The following is a 15,993-nucleotide window of genomic DNA, read 5'->3' on the forward strand; positions in this document are numbered from 1 at the left end:
CAGCGTTAACATTCACTAAGTTTCCTTGTAATATAGTTTTATCACAAACGAGAAGTTATAAAAAATTGCTCCCTTTTATACATTCAATTAAGCAGAACAAATTAATCCGAAATATTACAATTATTATTGGTGGTACTGCGGGAGCACAATTAATTACTTTATTTGCTTCTCCTATTATAACTAGGCTTTATTCTCCTGAAGCAATAGGGATATTAGGTAGCTTTATTGCATTGCTGAGTATTTTTTTGCCTCTAGCTGCACTTAGTTACCCCATGGCAATAGTCCTTCCTCAAAAAAATAAAGATGCAACAAAGTTAGCTAACCTATCGTTAGTGATTGTCACTTTGTTTAGTTTATTTATTTTGTTTTTGTTTCTTATGTTTAAAGATGAAGTAATAAGTCTTTTTCACTTAGAGATAAACAATGGCTTATTTATTGTTGTAAGCCTGCCTTGTGCGGTATTTATTAGCACGATATTAACTATTTTTAGTCAGTGGGTGATTAGGTATAAGCTATTTGCTTTGAGTGCAAAGGTGATGATATTACAGTCCTTGATTGCCAATAGCTTAAAGGTATTGTTTGGTGTGTTTTTGCCGTTAGGAAAGACTTTAATATTGCTGAGTATGCTTGCTGCGCTTATTCATTCATTACTTTTATTTTTTCAGATAAGGTTCAAAGCAAAAAAAAGGTACTGGCTCCGGATGAGCTGGCGTTATGATAAAAAAATGGCGAGTGAGTATAAGGATTTTCCGAGCTATAGAAGCCCTCAAGGGGTATTAGCGAATATAAATCAAAACGTACCGGTAATATTATTGCTTAGTTTGTTTGGTCCTGTTCCAGCAGGGTTATATACACTTTGCAAAAGCACTTTACTTATTCCAGTGACATTAATTGCGAAGTCTGTGAATGATGTGCTTTTCCCACAAATTAATGAAGCCTATATTAATGCTAAAGCAATTAGTCCTTTAATTATTAAAGCGACCTTAGGTTTAGCCATATTAGCGTTACCACCATTAATTTTATTTGTTTTTATTGGGCCCGAGATTTTTAGTTTTGTTTTTGGCTCTAACTGGTTTGAAGCGGGTATATTATCTCAATGGTTAGCATTGCGTTTTTATTTTGGTTTTATTAATCGCGGTTGTGTGGCTGCTATTCCTGTATTGCGATTAGAGCGCTTTTTATTAACTAATAGCATTATGAGTTTGCTCTTATCTGTTAGTGGTTTTTATTTAGGGGTGTATTGGTTTGATAATTACATTTACGCCATAGCAATGCATAGTTTAGTGAGTATTATTCCTCAATTACTGCTAATTACATATGTTATTACAAGCGCTAAAAAACATGATAAAAGCTTAATGTGTAATGATAGAGCCTAAGGAAAAGAATTGAAAAAAATAGTGTTGTTCGGCGCCTTTGATAGGTATAACTATGGTGACAATTTAATGCCCGTACTTTTTCAGTTATTTGTTGAAAAGTATGCAAAACATGTTCTAAGAGAATTTGAATTTGAATATGCTGCAATTAGTTCGTCGAATCTTGAAAAGTTCTGTTGTTATAAAACTAACAGTATTAACGAAATAATAGATACGTTGCCTGGTGGATCCGCTGTTGTTGTAATAGGCGGGGAAGTGTTATGTGGTAGAAATCAGTCATTGTTTTTGCATATGCAAGATAATTTTATTCACCATTTCAGTTTGAAAGTTTTTAAAAAGCTATTACCAAGACTGTTTAATTACTATGCTAAATCTCAATATTCCACCAAGTGGGAGTTTCCTTTTATTCCTGCAAATAAGTTTTTTACCAATGATGTTAAAGTTATTTTTAATACGGTTGGTGGTGATGTCAATAACTTAACTCCAACAGAGTTACTTGATGTTAAAGATCGAATTGTAGGCTCGGCGTATTTATCAGTAAGAGATAAGCGTACCTTCAATAATCTTCAAGTGTTAGGGAAAGAAGCTGTATTGGCGCCAGATTCAGCTTACATAATGTCTGCTCTTATTGATAAAGCGACTTTAGCAAAGCAAGTAAGACAGAAGTTATTTGTAACATTACCAGACGATTACTTTGTCTTTCAAGCAGCACCTAATAAGGTAGGTAGTTCAGTCAGTGATTGTGTGAACTATATTTTGGCGCTTAGCCAACAAAGTAACAAGAAAGTTGTACTATTGCCTATAGGTTATGCATCAGGGCATGATGATTTATATTTACTACAAAAGATACATAAAGCAATACCTGATAATACCGCCTTGTTTCATAATTTGACCCTTTGGGAAATTATGTTTGTGATTACAAACTCTGCAGCGTACTTTGGTACTAGTTTGCATGGGGCTATTACTGCGATGTCATTTGACATACCGCACTTTGGTATTAATAAAAATATAACTAAGTTAAATGCTTTCCTGGATGATTGGAGTGTTTCACCATTTAATCAGTGTTATTCAATTGAAAATATCGCGGGTTTACCTTCACTTATCACAGCAGAAAGCTTAGCCAATCTAAAGGCTAAAACAGCTTTGAATATTAATAAGGTTAAACATAATTACCAAGAGATTCTAAGCTGTATTGATAATAACTATCAAGCTGATAACTTAAGTTAATACATGATTTTATTTGCGTTTTTTATCACTCTTGATTTGGTATTTTAATGTTTAGTATTGTGTTCTAGTGAAGCTGTGTTTAGTAATAAGTATTTTGGAAAATGGTAAATGGAACATAAAAGACAATTTTTGATTTGTAAAAAGCAGTTGTCCTACCCTAGGTTTAAAAGTTTAGCGTTGAATGATAACCTTTTTCTCTATTACCATGATGACTTATCTATTTTGGTAAGCCATTGTAAGCAGAATATATTGATTGGTAGTGCCTTTAAGAGTGTATCTGGGACTATTCTCGATGATCTGAATAATATGACGGATAATAACTGTCATATGTTAACTGCCAATTGGAGTGGGCGCTGGATCATACTTGTGGGTAATAACCTTTATACTGATCCTGGAGGTATGTTGGGCTGTTATTATTCAGATCTGCTAGAGGGGGCGGTTATTTCATCAAGCTTAGCGCTACTGAACGAGCAATTCCTGTTTGAAGAAGAAAAAGACTTTAAAAATATTGAGTACGGTAATGCTATGAATTGGTTTCCGCCACCTTTAACAAAGCTTAAAGGTGTCCGAAAACTACTGGTTGGACAGAGTCTCAATATCGACGAGTTAACGATTGATAATAGACCTTACCTTGAAAATAAGTTTGTGCATTTAGCTCCCGATGAACTTTATATTACGTTAGCTAAAAGGTTAGCGGAAATAATAAAAAATGTTAGCGCTGAGTATGGTGATGATGTTTACCTTCCCTTAACAGGAGGGTTCGATTCAAGAACTATTTTAGCGGCTTTACTGCATAATAAGGCTTCATTTTCAGCTTTTTTATTTGAGCATGATAATTTATCTCATGCTGATAAAAGCTTACCGCCTATATTAGCGACAAAATATGATTTTTCTCTTCAATTTATTAAAAGAGAGAATGCTTTTGATGATAATAAATATGCCGAGTATGTAGCAAACTCGTCAGGACAAGCTGCCGACGCAGGCGTATTATTTTATTCGTATGGGCAATATGAACCATTAGAGCAGAGCTCTAGTAGCCAGAAAAAAATTATATTAAGAGGGGGAGTTTGGGAGGTCGGTAGGAAAATTTATTCCACAGCGCTAATTAATGACTCTTTATCGTCAGAAGCCGATATTATGGAAAACTTAAAACAGTGCTTTCCTATTTTAAAAGAGTCTAAATTGCACGAACAGTCGATTAAACTTTGGATTAAACACACACAAGAAAATCGTTCAAACCTAAGCTTTAAAGATCGTTTTTATTTAGAACAGCGTGTTTCTGGCTGGTTGTCCGCACTTGAACAAGCAAGTGACTTAACAGGGTTTGATCGTATACACCCTGCTAACTGTCAGGACATTCTGGATCTGCTCTCATTAACCACTGAGCATCCTCAACCGAAAATTATGAGTTATTTACAACCAGATTTACTTGAGACTCCTTTTAATTGCAAGTCGTTAAATGAACTACCTAAAAGGTTTTATAATTATATTAGTCAAAAAATTAAGCGCTGGTGTTGATTGCTAGTTAACCATAGTCATTTTTTGATTTTGATACGCTAAGGTTAAACGATGTAGCACCTTTAATATCGCAATAGGTCTTGTATTAAGGTGCATTAAGCTGGCGCTATTTTTTTCTGAAAAATCGATGAAGATCATAGGCTAAGTAGTAGATATACCTAAAGCGCTCAAAATAAGGTAGTTTATATTGATCAATTTGGTTGGCAGCATCAACACTATTTGTATTTATGTCTAATGATTCGCATGTTGTAACAAGTGAACCTAAGCTTTTTGAGTTCTCATGCCAAGATAAATTATTAACAGCATAAGCTCTAACTTGCTCTTTTAGTTGTACGAAATCTATATCGTTTACATAACTAGACATCTTTTTTGCTAAATCTTTATACGACGCAATAGATTGAGGCCAGTAATAACCATCAGCTCTAGCGTATCTTTTCTCGACATTAACCGTTTGGCAGAAAGGGCTAGAAAACTCATTCATTGGAGCTTCATCTGTGACTATTGTTGGCAATCCTACAGACAGTGCTTCAGCAATAGTTAACCCAATCCCTTCGAGCCTAGATGGGTATACGTAAACATCACCTAAATGATACAAACCGGGGGCTGTAACAGTTTCACATACAACCGATAAAATGCTTTTTTGTTCAAGGCTTTTTATGTCATCTGCAAGTTTAGGTAAGCTTTCGATTAAATCGACTTGTGAATGGATTAACACACGAAAGTTAGTATGTGTTTTTGCTAACTCTGCGGCTGCTTGAATAAATATATCTGTGCCCTTTCTGAAAGGACTCATTCCTGCAGAGTGAAAGAAAGTTACCTGTTCATTGTTGTTTTCTTGAGGAATAAAGGTGTTGGTATCGGTTCCCCAGGGGATATATTTTGCTTGCGGGAAATGCTCAAATACCGAAAAGTGCCTCTTGGTATTACACCAAATTTGGTCGTAAACCCCAAACGCCTCTACGGTATTCTCTTTATAATAGTCGACATAAGCAACCACTTTAATGCCTAATTCTTTTGCCCATAGTACAGGTTGCCAGTAGTGCTGTTCGTTAAAAATAATTAACTCAATACTTTCTTTTTTTATCCAAGCATAAAACTCTTTTTTATTTATGTCTGTTGGCATTGGACTTTCTTGTCTTTTTGCACGCGTAACAAAACTTTCATTCCATTTTTCATTACTAGGTATGACAGGGCAGAAGTGTCGAGAAAAAATAAAAACGTCATGCTGCTGTTCAACAAGTACATCTCTAATTTGCTTACTAACGTAAGCGGCACCACGTTCAAACCAGGTGGTAACTATACCTATTTTCATAAAACCTCTTTAGCTTTCAAGCTTAATTAAAATAAGCTGAATATTTTTATATTTAATTTATTGGTGACGGCTCGGCTTGATAAATAACAAGTTAGTATAACGCATAGACCGCTTATTATAACAGCTCCCCATAAAGGGTAGTAGGGCACGATAATACAGCCTAAAACACTTGATAAAATGCTAGCAATGATTACATTATTTCTATGAGTTTTCTCTTCCCCTGTCATTATTAGTAAATATGAAACTGACCCTACCCAAACAGAAAAAAATTGAATTAATGCTAATACTCTTAGGACTGGGGCACTTTCTTTGTATTCACTACCGAACAAGGAAAGTACAAACTCAGGAAAAATTAATAAAATGCATATTAGAGGGGAGGTGGCTGCTAGCATGATTCGCTTGGATTGGGTTACGGCTTTTTGCAATCCTTCCATATCATTTTTTGCGTAGAGTGAGGCAAACTTTGGGGCAACTACTCTATTGACAGCAAACATAATAAAACTTGTTAGCGTAGCAACTTTGATACTAACTGCAAATAGCGCAACTTCAGTGTTACTTCCCCAAACACCTAGGAATAACTGGCCAATTACCGTATTGAATTGTTGAAATACTTGAAATATTAGTAAGGATGAACAGCTTGCGAGCAACACTTTTGAGTCAAAGTTTATCGTGAATATGAATTGACTTCGTCTTAGCCAGAAGACAGCACTGAATATTAACGCAATAGTAACGCTGATCAAATAGCACTCAGCGAGTGTGGTTATGTCCTTGGGTTCACGATAAAAATTGATCAGTAAAAAACTTAAGGGTTGTATAAGCCCTGCCATAATCATTGATACAGCAATATTCCCTTTTGCCTGAATAGCATGAGAAATAAGCGCTATAATTGCCAGGCTGGGTATTGTTAACAGAAAATAATATTGATACGTAAGTGGTTGCTTTGAAAAGGGTAATAATAGTGATAATAATGCTAAAATAGTAATAACTAAAAGGCTAAAAGATATACTCCATAATACTGATTTGTTGACTACAGCATTCAGTTTATTATTGTCTTTTTGGCTGTCGTAAATGGCAACATGTTTTAATACGGTGTTATTTAACCCTAAGCTACATACACTCACTACAAGCACAATTAGTGATGTTGCATAGAAGTATAAACCTGCTTGCTCAGTACCAAGGTTTCTTGTGATACTTGCTGCAACCACAAAGCTAATTAATGCAGATAATACTCTTAGTGCTAGAGCTACGGCACTCCCTTTTAATAAATTCATGGGCGTCTTTCTAATTAAACCTGTCGTATAATGCTTTGCAAGAATTGGGGACGTGAAGATTGAGTTGAGTATTAATACTTGAGCTTTTCAATTTTTTCTGCCAAGTTGAATTTAATTCACTGTTATTAACGTGAACACAACCCTGTATAATATCATTGTAATTAAAGTAACTGCCTCCTCGATTAGCAAAGTAGTTATCTTTATCAGGCGTATACAAAATAATTGGTCTACTTAGTATACTGAAATCCAAAATAATACTAGAGTAGTCAGATATTAATACATCTGCGATTAACAACTCTTCTTGAACATCACTTATCAGGCTTAATGCTACATTGCTAGGAAGCGCTATGCCTGATACTAATTCTCGCTCTTTAGGATGCAGCCTAAGTATGAGCATATCGCTCTCTTGAGCATTTTTAGAGAATGATGTAATCAAGTCGCGATATATTAATAAAGAGGTATCACCATGATCTCTAAAGGTTGGCGCATATACAAAAACTTTACTGTTATTTTTTTCGGAATAACAGGCTTTTAACTTGTTAATTAAGGCATCATTATTTTTATTCTGATACAAAAAATCATTCCTTGGTTGCCCTAAAGGGAGTACTTTAGCGCTCTGTATGTTCATACAAGAAACTAAAAATGGCTTGGTTGCTTCTGATGATGATATTACAAAGTCGTTAATGGTGTATGGGTTTGAATAGTTTAAAGAAAGCAGTGCTATATCATTGTTAGAGTCGTATCCCATTTTTTTTATTGGGATCCCATGCCAAAGGTTCACTACCGGGCAGCTTTTAACCGAAAAAACGGCTAAATCAAAGAGCGAGTGCGTAACAAAAATATACTTAGCTCTTGCGAGAATGATTAATAATAAACCAGAGTTTCGTTTAACCACTTTAGAATGCGGGGAGTCTTTAATTATATACTTAACGTCTTGATAACAAGTTTGATCAGAAGAAACCCAAACACAATGATGACCTTGTTTTAGGTAGTATAAAAATAAATATTTAGTGTTATCTGTAAAGCCATATTTAGAAGAAAAAATATAATACTTCTTTCTGTGAGGCACTTTAATAAGTAACCAAGTAATCATAGCCGATAGAATTTTGAGTAATTTAATCAGGTTGTTTCGCACAGTTTCTCCATGTGTGTTATTTACTTTGTATATTGAAAGCGATGGTAATTTATTTTAAAGATAAGCTTCGTACAATATTGATAACATCATGTAAAGATGACTCTATTTGATCTAAGTTTTCACTGTTGACATTAGATAATGCTTTTTTTATTTCGGTTGTCGATACATCTTCTGTGCGAGGAAGATATATTACTTCACAGAGATCACGTAAATCATCAAATTCGCCATGCCAATCATCCCCCATTGCGAAAATAGACGCGCCATATTTTATTATATCATCTCTTTTTTGTGCCCAATTATGCTCAGGAAACACCTTAGATACAAATTTACAACTTTCAAGTATTTCTGCTCGCTCTTCATAGGAAAAAAACGAGTTTTTGCCTTTTAATAAATTAAACTCATCAGATGATATACCTACAATAAGCTGGTCTCCCAGCGCACGGAGTCTTTTTAATAATCGAATATGGCCAACATGAAATAAATCGAATGTACCGTACGTTATAACTGTTTTCATTTTATTCCTAAGTCACCTTCGTTATTGTGAGTGATTAAACTGTTTAGTATTCGCTGGCAGGTTTGTCCATCACCATACGGATTATGAGCAATACTCATTTTTTGATAAATAGCCGGCTCATCCATTAACTCATTAATAGCTGATGTTATTGTTTCTATATTCGTACCTACTAATTTTACGGTGCCTGCCTCAACCGCTTCAGGTCTTTCTGTAGTGTCTCTCATCACTAATACTGGTTTACCTAAACTTGGCGCTTCTTCTTGAATACCACCGGAGTCGGTTAAAATGATATGAGCTCTGTCCATTAAATAAATGAAAGGCAGGTACTGTTGAGGATCTATTAGAAATATGTTGTTTATTCCTTTTAATATACGGTTAACAGGCTCTCTTACATTTGGGTTTAAGTGCATAGGGTAGAGAATTTGAGCTTCAGGGTATCGTTTGGCGGTAATGGCTAATGCTTCACATATACGTTCAAAGCCGCCGCCAAAGCTTTCTCGTCTATGACCTGTGACTAAAATGAGCTTTTTATCAACGTCGAGCATAGAAAATTGTGCATTTAACTGTGCATTTAATTGTTCATCTTGATTGATTTTATGCTGAACCATTAAAAGTGCATCAATAACGGTATTACCCGTTACGTACACGTTGCCAGATGGGTAACTTTCATTAAGCAAGTTTTGCTTCGAGGTTTCTGTTGGGGCAAAGTGAAGTTTAGCTAAAGCGCCGGTTAATTTACGATTGCCTTCTTCTGGCCAAGGAGAATATATATTGCCTGTGCGAAGGCCTGCTTCTACATGACCAATCGCTACTTGTTCATAATAAGCTGCTAAACTTGCGGCAAATGTTGTTGCGGTATCACCATGAACTAAAACGATGTCGGGTTTGAAATCTTGTAATACAGGTTTTAACTCTAGTAGTATTTTGGCTGTCACGTCATTTAATGTTTGCCCAGCTTTCATCAAGTTTAAGTCATAATCGGGCGTTATTTCAAATAACTCTAATACTTGGTCTAGCATTTCTCTGTGTTGCGCTGTTACGCATACTTTTGCTTCAAAGCGAGAGTCTTTCCTTAGTGCATGAACAAGAGGAGCCATTTTTATAGCTTCAGGACGAGTACCAAATACGGTTAAAACTTTCATTATTATATTCTCATTGAAATTTTTTTGAATCACACAAAATCACAAAATAATTGCTTAAATGGTTAATATGCTCAGTGAGGCTTAGAAGAAACAAAGCTATTTGTTATTATGTAAGTTTAATAACTATTTACTCTATTTACTTGGGAAATATGAGTATTAATATAAATCGAACGTAATTATACTTAACTCAGTTAATTATTGCAGTAATAAGTTGTGACTATTATATTTTAATGACGTATTTATTTTGCATCATAGAAGGTTAGCTTTGCGATAATAAAAATAGGTGTTAAAAATTATCAATTATGACGTAATCAACCTTGTATTTGACTTTATCAAGTTGATTTTGGTTGGATACATCAAAAGCGACACATTTAATTAATGCGAGGCATTTATCAATATAATTACGGTTTATTATCAGGTAATCAATAGAGGGTAAGTTCTCTAAATTAAAATGTTCATTTGTGACAAAGCCTAGGCTGTGATTGGATATTGCATTTAAGTACTTTAAATGTTCAGTTTGAAAGGAAGTTAACACAATATCAACATTATATTTATTAAGTAGCTCAAGTGATATTTCTATCGCTTCAAGCTCTTTGAATTCGATAAATAATGTAATGGCTTTATTTTGTGCTAAATCCAGTAGTTCAATGAGTGTTGAGCAATTAGCACAGTCGATATCATCATGGAGTAAAACTGCTTGTCCGTTTCGTAGTCTGACATCGACTTCCAGACGGGTAAAGCCGTCTTTAATCGCACTATAAAAGCCATTTAACTGATTGTTATTATATCCTCTATGTGAAATAAGTTTAGCAACAGAGCTGCTTTCTATGTATCTCTTAATTATAGGTTCTGTTTTATCACCTCCACAGCTACTTAATAGTAACAACAAAAAAACAGTGGTGTATTTTATTATTTTGTTATTCATATTTAATAGCTGCCCAAATCTACCTATTGTTATAATACTAACTTAAATAAACTCTCTTTAATTACCATAAACCAAGTGTTATTTTGATAGTAGATTGTCCCCAAATCCACAGAGCCTACTAGAAATATATCTCCATTTGGTTTGCTTAAATAGCGTTGCCCATTGTAGCTAAGCATTAGTTCACCATTGTCGGCGAGGTGTACGATGCCCACATGACGACCATATATATCATGTACAGGTTGAAAGTGTGTTCTTTGTAGAAGGTTGCCCTGCGGGTCTCGAGTCCACAATTGATTTGCTACTGAGTCAGAGCCATCTATATAGCTAATCCAGCCATTGTTAATACTATAATCCCGCCCTTTATCCAGAGAAAAAATGTTGGTAGCTCCCCAATAAAAGCTTGGTGTTATTGCAAAAAGCATATTGTTGCCATCATGCAATATAATTCTTCTAGCATTTAGGTTAGCTCCCGTTTCATGGTATAAAATAAGAGAGTTATCTATAAGAGGGCCTTCAGATGTACCAGAGCTTTCTGGCTGTAAGTTAATACGGGTTGTTACTCCTTCTTTTAGAAGTAGTAGGCTCCAATCATTTTCTCCGACTATTGAGCCATCATCAGAAATTTCGGCATCACTGATAGATACATTTATTTGCGTATTGGCTTGTGTAGATAATTGCCTCCTAAATAACTCTGTTGCCGTTTGAAATAAAACAAAATCACCCGTTCCTCTGACTTTACTTATAGCCCCTAAGTTTAGTAACTCATCATGATTCCAGTCATACGTTGAGCCTGTTGATGCCGAAAATATTGCGCCTGTAGGGGTTAATAAGCTTTTGTCAGCGTAAATTTTGTGTGCATTATTAAATGCAATTACGGTGATATCATCATTCGAAGTGTTGGCTATTTGCAGTTGTTTATTTTCCGAAGGTACATCGTTGTAAAGTAATGCTCGCTCGCCATCAAAATCTATAATTTCATCTGAAAATGTTTTTATATGATTAAGAGTAACATCGCCATTATTCACATAAACGGTGATGTTTTTAGTCGCTATTTGACCAGCATTGTTATCGCCTTCAATCGTCAATATAACTTCTTCGCCAATAAAGTCAGATAAGTCAATTGTTTGGTTGAGTTGGTTGGTTGCTGAGGCAACGGTGGTATCTTGATTCTTTACAGATATTAAGCACGATCCCGTGGCTTCATCACTACATGCAATATCTAAAGGAAGGTAAGGGTTGGCAAACGCATAACTAGAAGGTTCGGAGATGATAATTTCTGGTAAGTTATCTACTGTTACTTGTTTTTGAATGGTTACCGTTCTTGCTAAATAATCTCGTGCGGTAATATCTAATATGTAGTCGCCATCAGCTAATCCGGTAAATGAAAAGTAACCTGAAATCCTTTGAACATTACTATTCATGCTACCACCTTGACTTGTTAGCTTACCACTACGCCCTTCAGTTTCAATAGTTACCTGGTTAAGCCCGTCCATAGCAACAACATCCACGGAAATATAAGCATCATCATGTACTGAAGCTCCATCTACAGGAGACGTAACGCCAATAATTTTCAGGCGTACAATGTTTATTGTAATTGCGCTGGTCAGTTTAACCCCAGCAGAATTCTCAACAGTCAGTGTGTATGTTGTAGGAGTATTGGGCTTTACTGTTCTTGAGTCGCCGGAGTTAATGCTACCAACACCTACGTCTATACTACCTTGACCATTACTGAAAATGGCCGTTAGCTTAACTGATTCCCCTTCGGTGATTTCAGTCGTTGAGGCCGTAAAGCTAATTATTTCAGGCTTGGCAGCGGGTATAGGTTTATCGTCACCACCACAGGCTGTTAAAAGAAATGCAACGCTTATTGCAAAGCTAAAAAATAGTTTTTTATACATGATAATACTCATTGTTAACGAATCCTTGTTTGGTTTAATGAATGCTATCAATAATTAACTAGAAAAGAAAAGAAAAGAAAAAAATGGTTATAAAGTGTTAGTGGGGGGACTTGATTAAATCAGCGACAGTATTTTCATTGATGTTGTAAATACTGTCGCTGACTTTATCGTGGCTATAAAAGAGGCTTGTGAGTTATTTAAAGCTATGTTCGTGCTGTTTTTATACCAGGTTTGTTAAGCATTGCTCTAACTGTTCAGCCCAGTGATTGCTTGTTTTTATTTGGTATGATTCATTAGCATTAAGTAAACTAAAAGTAGGCCTAGTTGCCGGAGTAGGGTAACTGCTAGCAGGAATAGGTTTAATGGTTATCTTTTTAGTGAGTAGACCTTTGTTAAAGGCAGTATTTTGAATCGCTACGGCAAAATCATACCAAGAGGCAACACCATAGTCGCTCCAATGATAATGCTGGTTAATAACATCTCGTGAAGTAAGTGACCATAAAAACTGTGCTAAGCCTTTTGCATAGGTAGGGCAGCCTATTTGATCGCAAACAACACCTAACTCATCTCTTTCTTGCATTAATTTAATCATGGTTTTAACAAAGTTATTACCAAAAGAGGAATAAAGCCAAGAGGTTCTAATAATGGCACTGTTTTCAGGATGAAGCGTTAATATTTCCTGCTCTCCTGCTAATTTAGAAGCGCCATAAACACTGGTTGGGTTGGTTGTGTCATCAACCAAGTAGGCTTTATTGTTATTGCCGTCAAATACAAAATCAGTTGATACATGTAGCAATCTTACTTGGTGTTGTTTAGCTGATTTGGCTAAGTTAGTGACTGCATGTTGATTAAGGCTATAAGCGGATTTTTGATCTGACTCTGCTTTATCAACAGCGGTATACGCTGAAGCATTAATAATCACTTGGGGCTGAAAGTCGCTGATAGCTTTATTAATAGACTCGTACATTGTAATGTCTACATCGGCTCTACCTAAACAAAGGATCTCTATAGTATTTGGTTTCTCGGTAAGTAGTTCGTTAGCAAGTTGACCACTTTTACCGATAATTAGTACTTTCATAAAAATTAATTCCTAAAAAAGGCAGCGTAGTAGCTGCCTTAATAAATAGATGACAAGGTTTAATTACCTAAACGCTCTCTTTGGTAATTCCCGCTTTGTACGTTTTTACACCATTCTAAGTTAGCTAAATACCAAGCAACGGTTTTCTTTATACCTGATGAAAATGTTTCTTCAGGATTCCAGCCAAGCTCTTTGCTGATTTTATTGGCGTCAATGGCGTAACGCACATCATGCCCTGGTCGGTCGGTAACGTAGGTAATTAACTGATTAAAATCGCTAATACCTTCGGGTTTATTGGCTACTAATTCATTTAAGTGATTACAAATAGTATTTACCACTTCAATGTTTTGCTTTTCGTTAAAGCCGCCAATATTGTAGGTTTCACCAACTTTGCCAGATTCAACAACACAGAACAATGCTTTGGCATGATCTTCAACGTACAGCCAATCACGTACCTGTTTACCGTCGCCATATATAGGTAATGCTTTACCTTCAAGGGCATTTAAAATAACCAGAGGGATAAGTTTTTCAGGGAAATGATAAGGACCATAGTTGTTTGAGCAGTTAGTAATTACCACAGGTAAGTTAAAGGTTCTACACCAAGCTCTTACTAAGTGATCTGACGCTGCTTTCGATGCAGAGTAAGGAGAGCTTGGATCGTATGATGTTTCTTCGGTAAACAAGCCAGTTTCACCTAAATCACCATAAACCTCATCGGTTGATATATGATGAAACCTGAAATTTATTTTATACTCATCATTTAATGTTGAAAAGTAACTACGTGACGCTTCGAGTAAAGCGTAAGTACCGACTATATTCGTTTGGATAAATTCACCAGGGCCATCGATTGAACGATCAACATGGCTTTCGGCAGCTAAATGCATTATATAGTCTGGCTTAAACGACTCAAGCGTTTTAGTGACTAACGTTTGGTCGCAAATATCGCCTTGAACAAACTGATAACGCTCATTATTTTCAATAGGCTTTAATGACTCTAAGTTACCAGCGTAAGTCAGTTTATCAAAATTTAAAACATTACAGTCGGTTTCGTTAATTAAGTAGCGGATTAGCGCAGATCCTATAAAGCCAGCCCCACCAGTAACGAAGATTTTTTTACTCATAATATGTTTCTACTTTTAAATTCATTTACATCGTTGCTAAAGGTAATACTCAGCATCTTTAAATAGTTTACCTACTTCATCTTTAGCGGATAATAATGGCTTCTCATTTGCTGGAATAGGCCAATTTATAGCTAATGTAGGGTCATTCCATAAAAGGCTTTGTTCAAACTCAGGAGCATAATAATTAGTACACTTGTAAACAAACTCTGCTGATTCTGACGTAACATAAAAGCCATGAGCAAACCCAGCAGGTACCCACATTTGTCGTTTATTTTCTGCTGAAAGTAAGGTGCCAAATGATTGTCCAAAACTGGGGCTATTTTTACGCATATCTACTGCGACATCATAAACTTCACCAGAGATAACGCGTACTAACTTTCCTTGAGCTTGTTTAAGCTGGTAATGCATACCACGTAAAATGCCATGAGATGATTTACTGTGATTGTCTTGCACAAAGGCAACATCGGCAACATTTTCTTTAAACCAATCATCACGAAAAGTTTCTAGAAAAAAGCCTCTGTTATCCCCAAATACTTTAGGAGCAAGAATTTTTACATCGGGTATTGTTGTTTCAATAATGTTCACTAAAATATTTTCTCATCAAGTAAGTTTAAGAGGTATTCACCATAACCACTTTTGCGTAATGGTTGTGCTATTTCTTTGAGTTTCGTGGCTGATATCCAGCCATTCCTAAAAGCTATTTCTTCTGGGCAGTTTACTTTTAATCCTTGGCGCTTCTCTACTGTGGCAATAAATTGTGCTGCCGCTAATAAGTCATCATGAGTACCAGTATCTAACCAAGCAGTACCTCTACCCATTATTTCGACTTTTAATGTACCTGCCTGTAAATATTGATCAATAACGTCGGTTATTTCTAATTCACCTCGTGCAGAAGGTTTGACTTTTTTAGCAAACTCAACAACATTAGCATCAAAAAAGTATAAACCTGGTACAGCGTAATTTGATTTTGGCTCTACAGGTTTTTCTTCAATAGAAATAGCGGTACCAGCATCATTAAACTCAACTACGCCATAAGCTCTAGGGTTGGAAACATGATAACCAAAAACTGTACCGCCAGACTCTTGCGCACAAGCATTTTTTAATGATTTTGTTAAGTCGTGCCCATAAAACATATTATCACCAAGGACTAATGCAGCAGAGCTGCCAGCTAGAAAGTCTTCAGCAATAATAAAGGCTTGAGCTAGCCCGTCTGGATTGGGTTGAATAGCGTAAGATAGCTTGACGCCAAAAGCCTCACCATTTCCTAGTAGGTTTTCGTATCTATGAATTTCTTCGGGTGTTGATATGATTAATATCTCTTGAATACCCGCTTGCATTAGGGTTGCTAGTGGGTAATAAATCATTGGTTTATCGTAAACCGGCATAAGTTGTTTGCTAACAACTTTTGTAAGTGGGTAGAGGCGTGTACCACTACCTCCGGCTAAAATGATTCCCTTACGCATGGTTTACACCTTATTC

General features: G+C 35.8%; 14 protein-coding genes. 3 read left to right on the plus strand and 11 right to left on the minus strand.

The genetic code is table 11. The annotated features are described in order from the left end of the window. Nucleotides 1-65: 65 nt before the first annotated feature. The 3 genes from ABD005_RS06665 (at nt 66) to ABD005_RS06675 (ending at nt 4,118) form a co-directional block, all read left to right on the plus strand. Nucleotides 66-1,376 (plus strand): lipopolysaccharide biosynthesis protein, encoded by a 1,311-nt coding sequence (locus ABD005_RS06665; RefSeq protein ID WP_343816480.1) that lies wholly within the window; start codon nt 66-68, stop codon nt 1,374-1,376. Nucleotides 1,377-1,385: 9 nt separating this feature from the next. Beyond that, on the plus strand, nt 1,386-2,600 hold the full coding sequence (locus ABD005_RS06670; protein WP_343816482.1) for a polysaccharide pyruvyl transferase family protein: 1,215 nt from the start codon (nt 1,386-1,388) through the stop codon (nt 2,598-2,600). A 108-nt stretch (nt 2,601-2,708) separates the two neighbouring features. Then, entirely contained in the window at nt 2,709-4,118 is a 1,410-nt protein-coding gene (locus ABD005_RS06675; RefSeq protein WP_343816484.1) for a hypothetical protein, read from the plus strand. Between the two features lie 106 nt (nt 4,119-4,224). On the opposite strand, the gene ABD005_RS06680 is transcribed toward ABD005_RS06675, so the two are convergent. The 11 genes from ABD005_RS06680 to rfbA form a co-directional block, all read right to left on the minus strand. Then, the gene (locus ABD005_RS06680; protein WP_343816487.1) at nt 4,225-5,430 is read right to left on the minus strand and encodes a glycosyltransferase family 4 protein; all 1,206 of its coding nucleotides are present in this window, start codon (nt 5,428-5,430) and stop codon (nt 4,225-4,227) included. A gap of 26 nt (nt 5,431-5,456) precedes the next feature. Beyond that, the gene (locus tag ABD005_RS06685) at nt 5,457-6,701 is read right to left on the minus strand and encodes an oligosaccharide flippase family protein (protein WP_343816490.1); all 1,245 of its coding nucleotides are present in this window, start codon (nt 6,699-6,701) and stop codon (nt 5,457-5,459) included. A 10-nt stretch (nt 6,702-6,711) separates the two neighbouring features. Continuing rightward, nucleotides 6,712-7,794: a CDP-glycerol glycerophosphotransferase family protein gene (locus ABD005_RS06690; protein WP_343816493.1), complete on the minus strand. Its 1,083-nt coding sequence runs from the start codon at nt 7,792-7,794 to the stop codon at nt 6,712-6,714. Between the two features lie 91 nt (nt 7,795-7,885). Next, nucleotides 7,886-8,350, minus strand: a complete 465-nt coding sequence (locus ABD005_RS06695) for an FAD synthase family protein (RefSeq protein ID WP_343816496.1) — start codon at nt 8,348-8,350, stop codon at nt 7,886-7,888. Continuing rightward, entirely contained in the window at nt 8,347-9,492 is a 1,146-nt protein-coding gene (gene wecB / locus ABD005_RS06700) for a non-hydrolyzing UDP-N-acetylglucosamine 2-epimerase (protein WP_343816499.1), read from the minus strand. The genes ABD005_RS06695 and wecB overlap by 4 nt, the downstream gene beginning before the upstream one ends. 286 nt (nt 9,493-9,778) lie before the next feature. After that, on the minus strand, nt 9,779-10,417 hold the full coding sequence (locus ABD005_RS06705; protein WP_343816501.1) for a glycerophosphodiester phosphodiesterase: 639 nt from the start codon (nt 10,415-10,417) through the stop codon (nt 9,779-9,781). A 29-nt stretch (nt 10,418-10,446) separates the two neighbouring features. After that, a complete protein-coding gene (locus tag ABD005_RS06710; RefSeq protein ID WP_343816504.1) occupies nt 10,447-12,327 on the minus strand; it encodes a hypothetical protein in 1,881 nt (626 codons plus the stop codon). A gap of 208 nt (nt 12,328-12,535) precedes the next feature. Beyond that, nucleotides 12,536-13,393 carry a dTDP-4-dehydrorhamnose reductase gene (gene rfbD, locus ABD005_RS06715; protein WP_343816507.1) on the minus strand — a complete coding sequence of 286 codons (858 nt, stop codon included), beginning with the start codon at nt 13,391-13,393 and terminating at the stop codon, nt 12,536-12,538. A gap of 59 nt (nt 13,394-13,452) precedes the next feature. Further along, the gene (gene rfbB / locus ABD005_RS06720; protein WP_343816509.1) at nt 13,453-14,514 is read right to left on the minus strand and encodes a dTDP-glucose 4,6-dehydratase; all 1,062 of its coding nucleotides are present in this window, start codon (nt 14,512-14,514) and stop codon (nt 13,453-13,455) included. 36 nt (nt 14,515-14,550) lie between these two features. Beyond that, nucleotides 14,551-15,099: a dTDP-4-dehydrorhamnose 3,5-epimerase gene (gene rfbC, locus ABD005_RS06725; RefSeq protein ID WP_343816512.1), complete on the minus strand. Its 549-nt coding sequence runs from the start codon at nt 15,097-15,099 to the stop codon at nt 14,551-14,553. Continuing rightward, a complete protein-coding gene (rfbA, locus tag ABD005_RS06730) occupies nt 15,099-15,977 on the minus strand; it encodes a glucose-1-phosphate thymidylyltransferase RfbA (protein ID WP_343816514.1) in 879 nt (292 codons plus the stop codon). The genes rfbC and rfbA overlap by 1 nt, the downstream gene beginning before the upstream one ends. Nucleotides 15,978-15,993: the final 16 nt, after the last annotated feature.

It is taken from the genome of Colwellia asteriadis (assembly GCF_039523295.1).
Lineage (GTDB): Bacteria > Pseudomonadota > Gammaproteobacteria > Enterobacterales > Alteromonadaceae > Colwellia > Colwellia asteriadis.

Bases quoted from the DNA above. Each gene is read 5' to 3' on its own strand.
- ABD005_RS06675 (WP_343816484.1), top strand. From the start codon at position 2,709: ATGGAACATAAAAGACAATTTTTGATTTGTAAAAAGCAGTTGTCCTAC.
- ABD005_RS06680 (WP_343816487.1), bottom strand. From the start codon at position 5,430: ATGAAAATAGGTATAGTTACCACCTGGTTTGAACGTGGTGCCGCTTAC.
- ABD005_RS06685 (WP_343816490.1), bottom strand. From the start codon at position 6,701: ATGAATTTATTAAAAGGGAGTGCCGTAGCTCTAGCACTAAGAGTATTA.
- ABD005_RS06690 (WP_343816493.1), bottom strand. From the start codon at position 7,794: ATGATTACTTGGTTACTTATTAAAGTGCCTCACAGAAAGAAGTATTAT.
- ABD005_RS06695 (WP_343816496.1), bottom strand. From the start codon at position 8,350: ATGAAAACAGTTATAACGTACGGTACATTCGATTTATTTCATGTTGGC.
- wecB (WP_343816499.1), bottom strand. From the start codon at position 9,492: ATGAAAGTTTTAACCGTATTTGGTACTCGTCCTGAAGCTATAAAAATG.
- ABD005_RS06705 (WP_343816501.1), bottom strand. From the start codon at position 10,417: ATGAATAACAAAATAATAAAATACACCACTGTTTTTTTGTTGTTACTA.
- ABD005_RS06710 (WP_343816504.1), bottom strand. From the start codon at position 12,327: ATGAGTATTATCATGTATAAAAAACTATTTTTTAGCTTTGCAATAAGC.
- rfbD (WP_343816507.1), bottom strand. From the start codon at position 13,393: ATGAAAGTACTAATTATCGGTAAAAGTGGTCAACTTGCTAACGAACTA.
- rfbB (WP_343816509.1), bottom strand. From the start codon at position 14,514: ATGAGTAAAAAAATCTTCGTTACTGGTGGGGCTGGCTTTATAGGATCT.
- rfbA (WP_343816514.1), bottom strand. From the start codon at position 15,977: ATGCGTAAGGGAATCATTTTAGCCGGAGGTAGTGGTACACGCCTCTAC.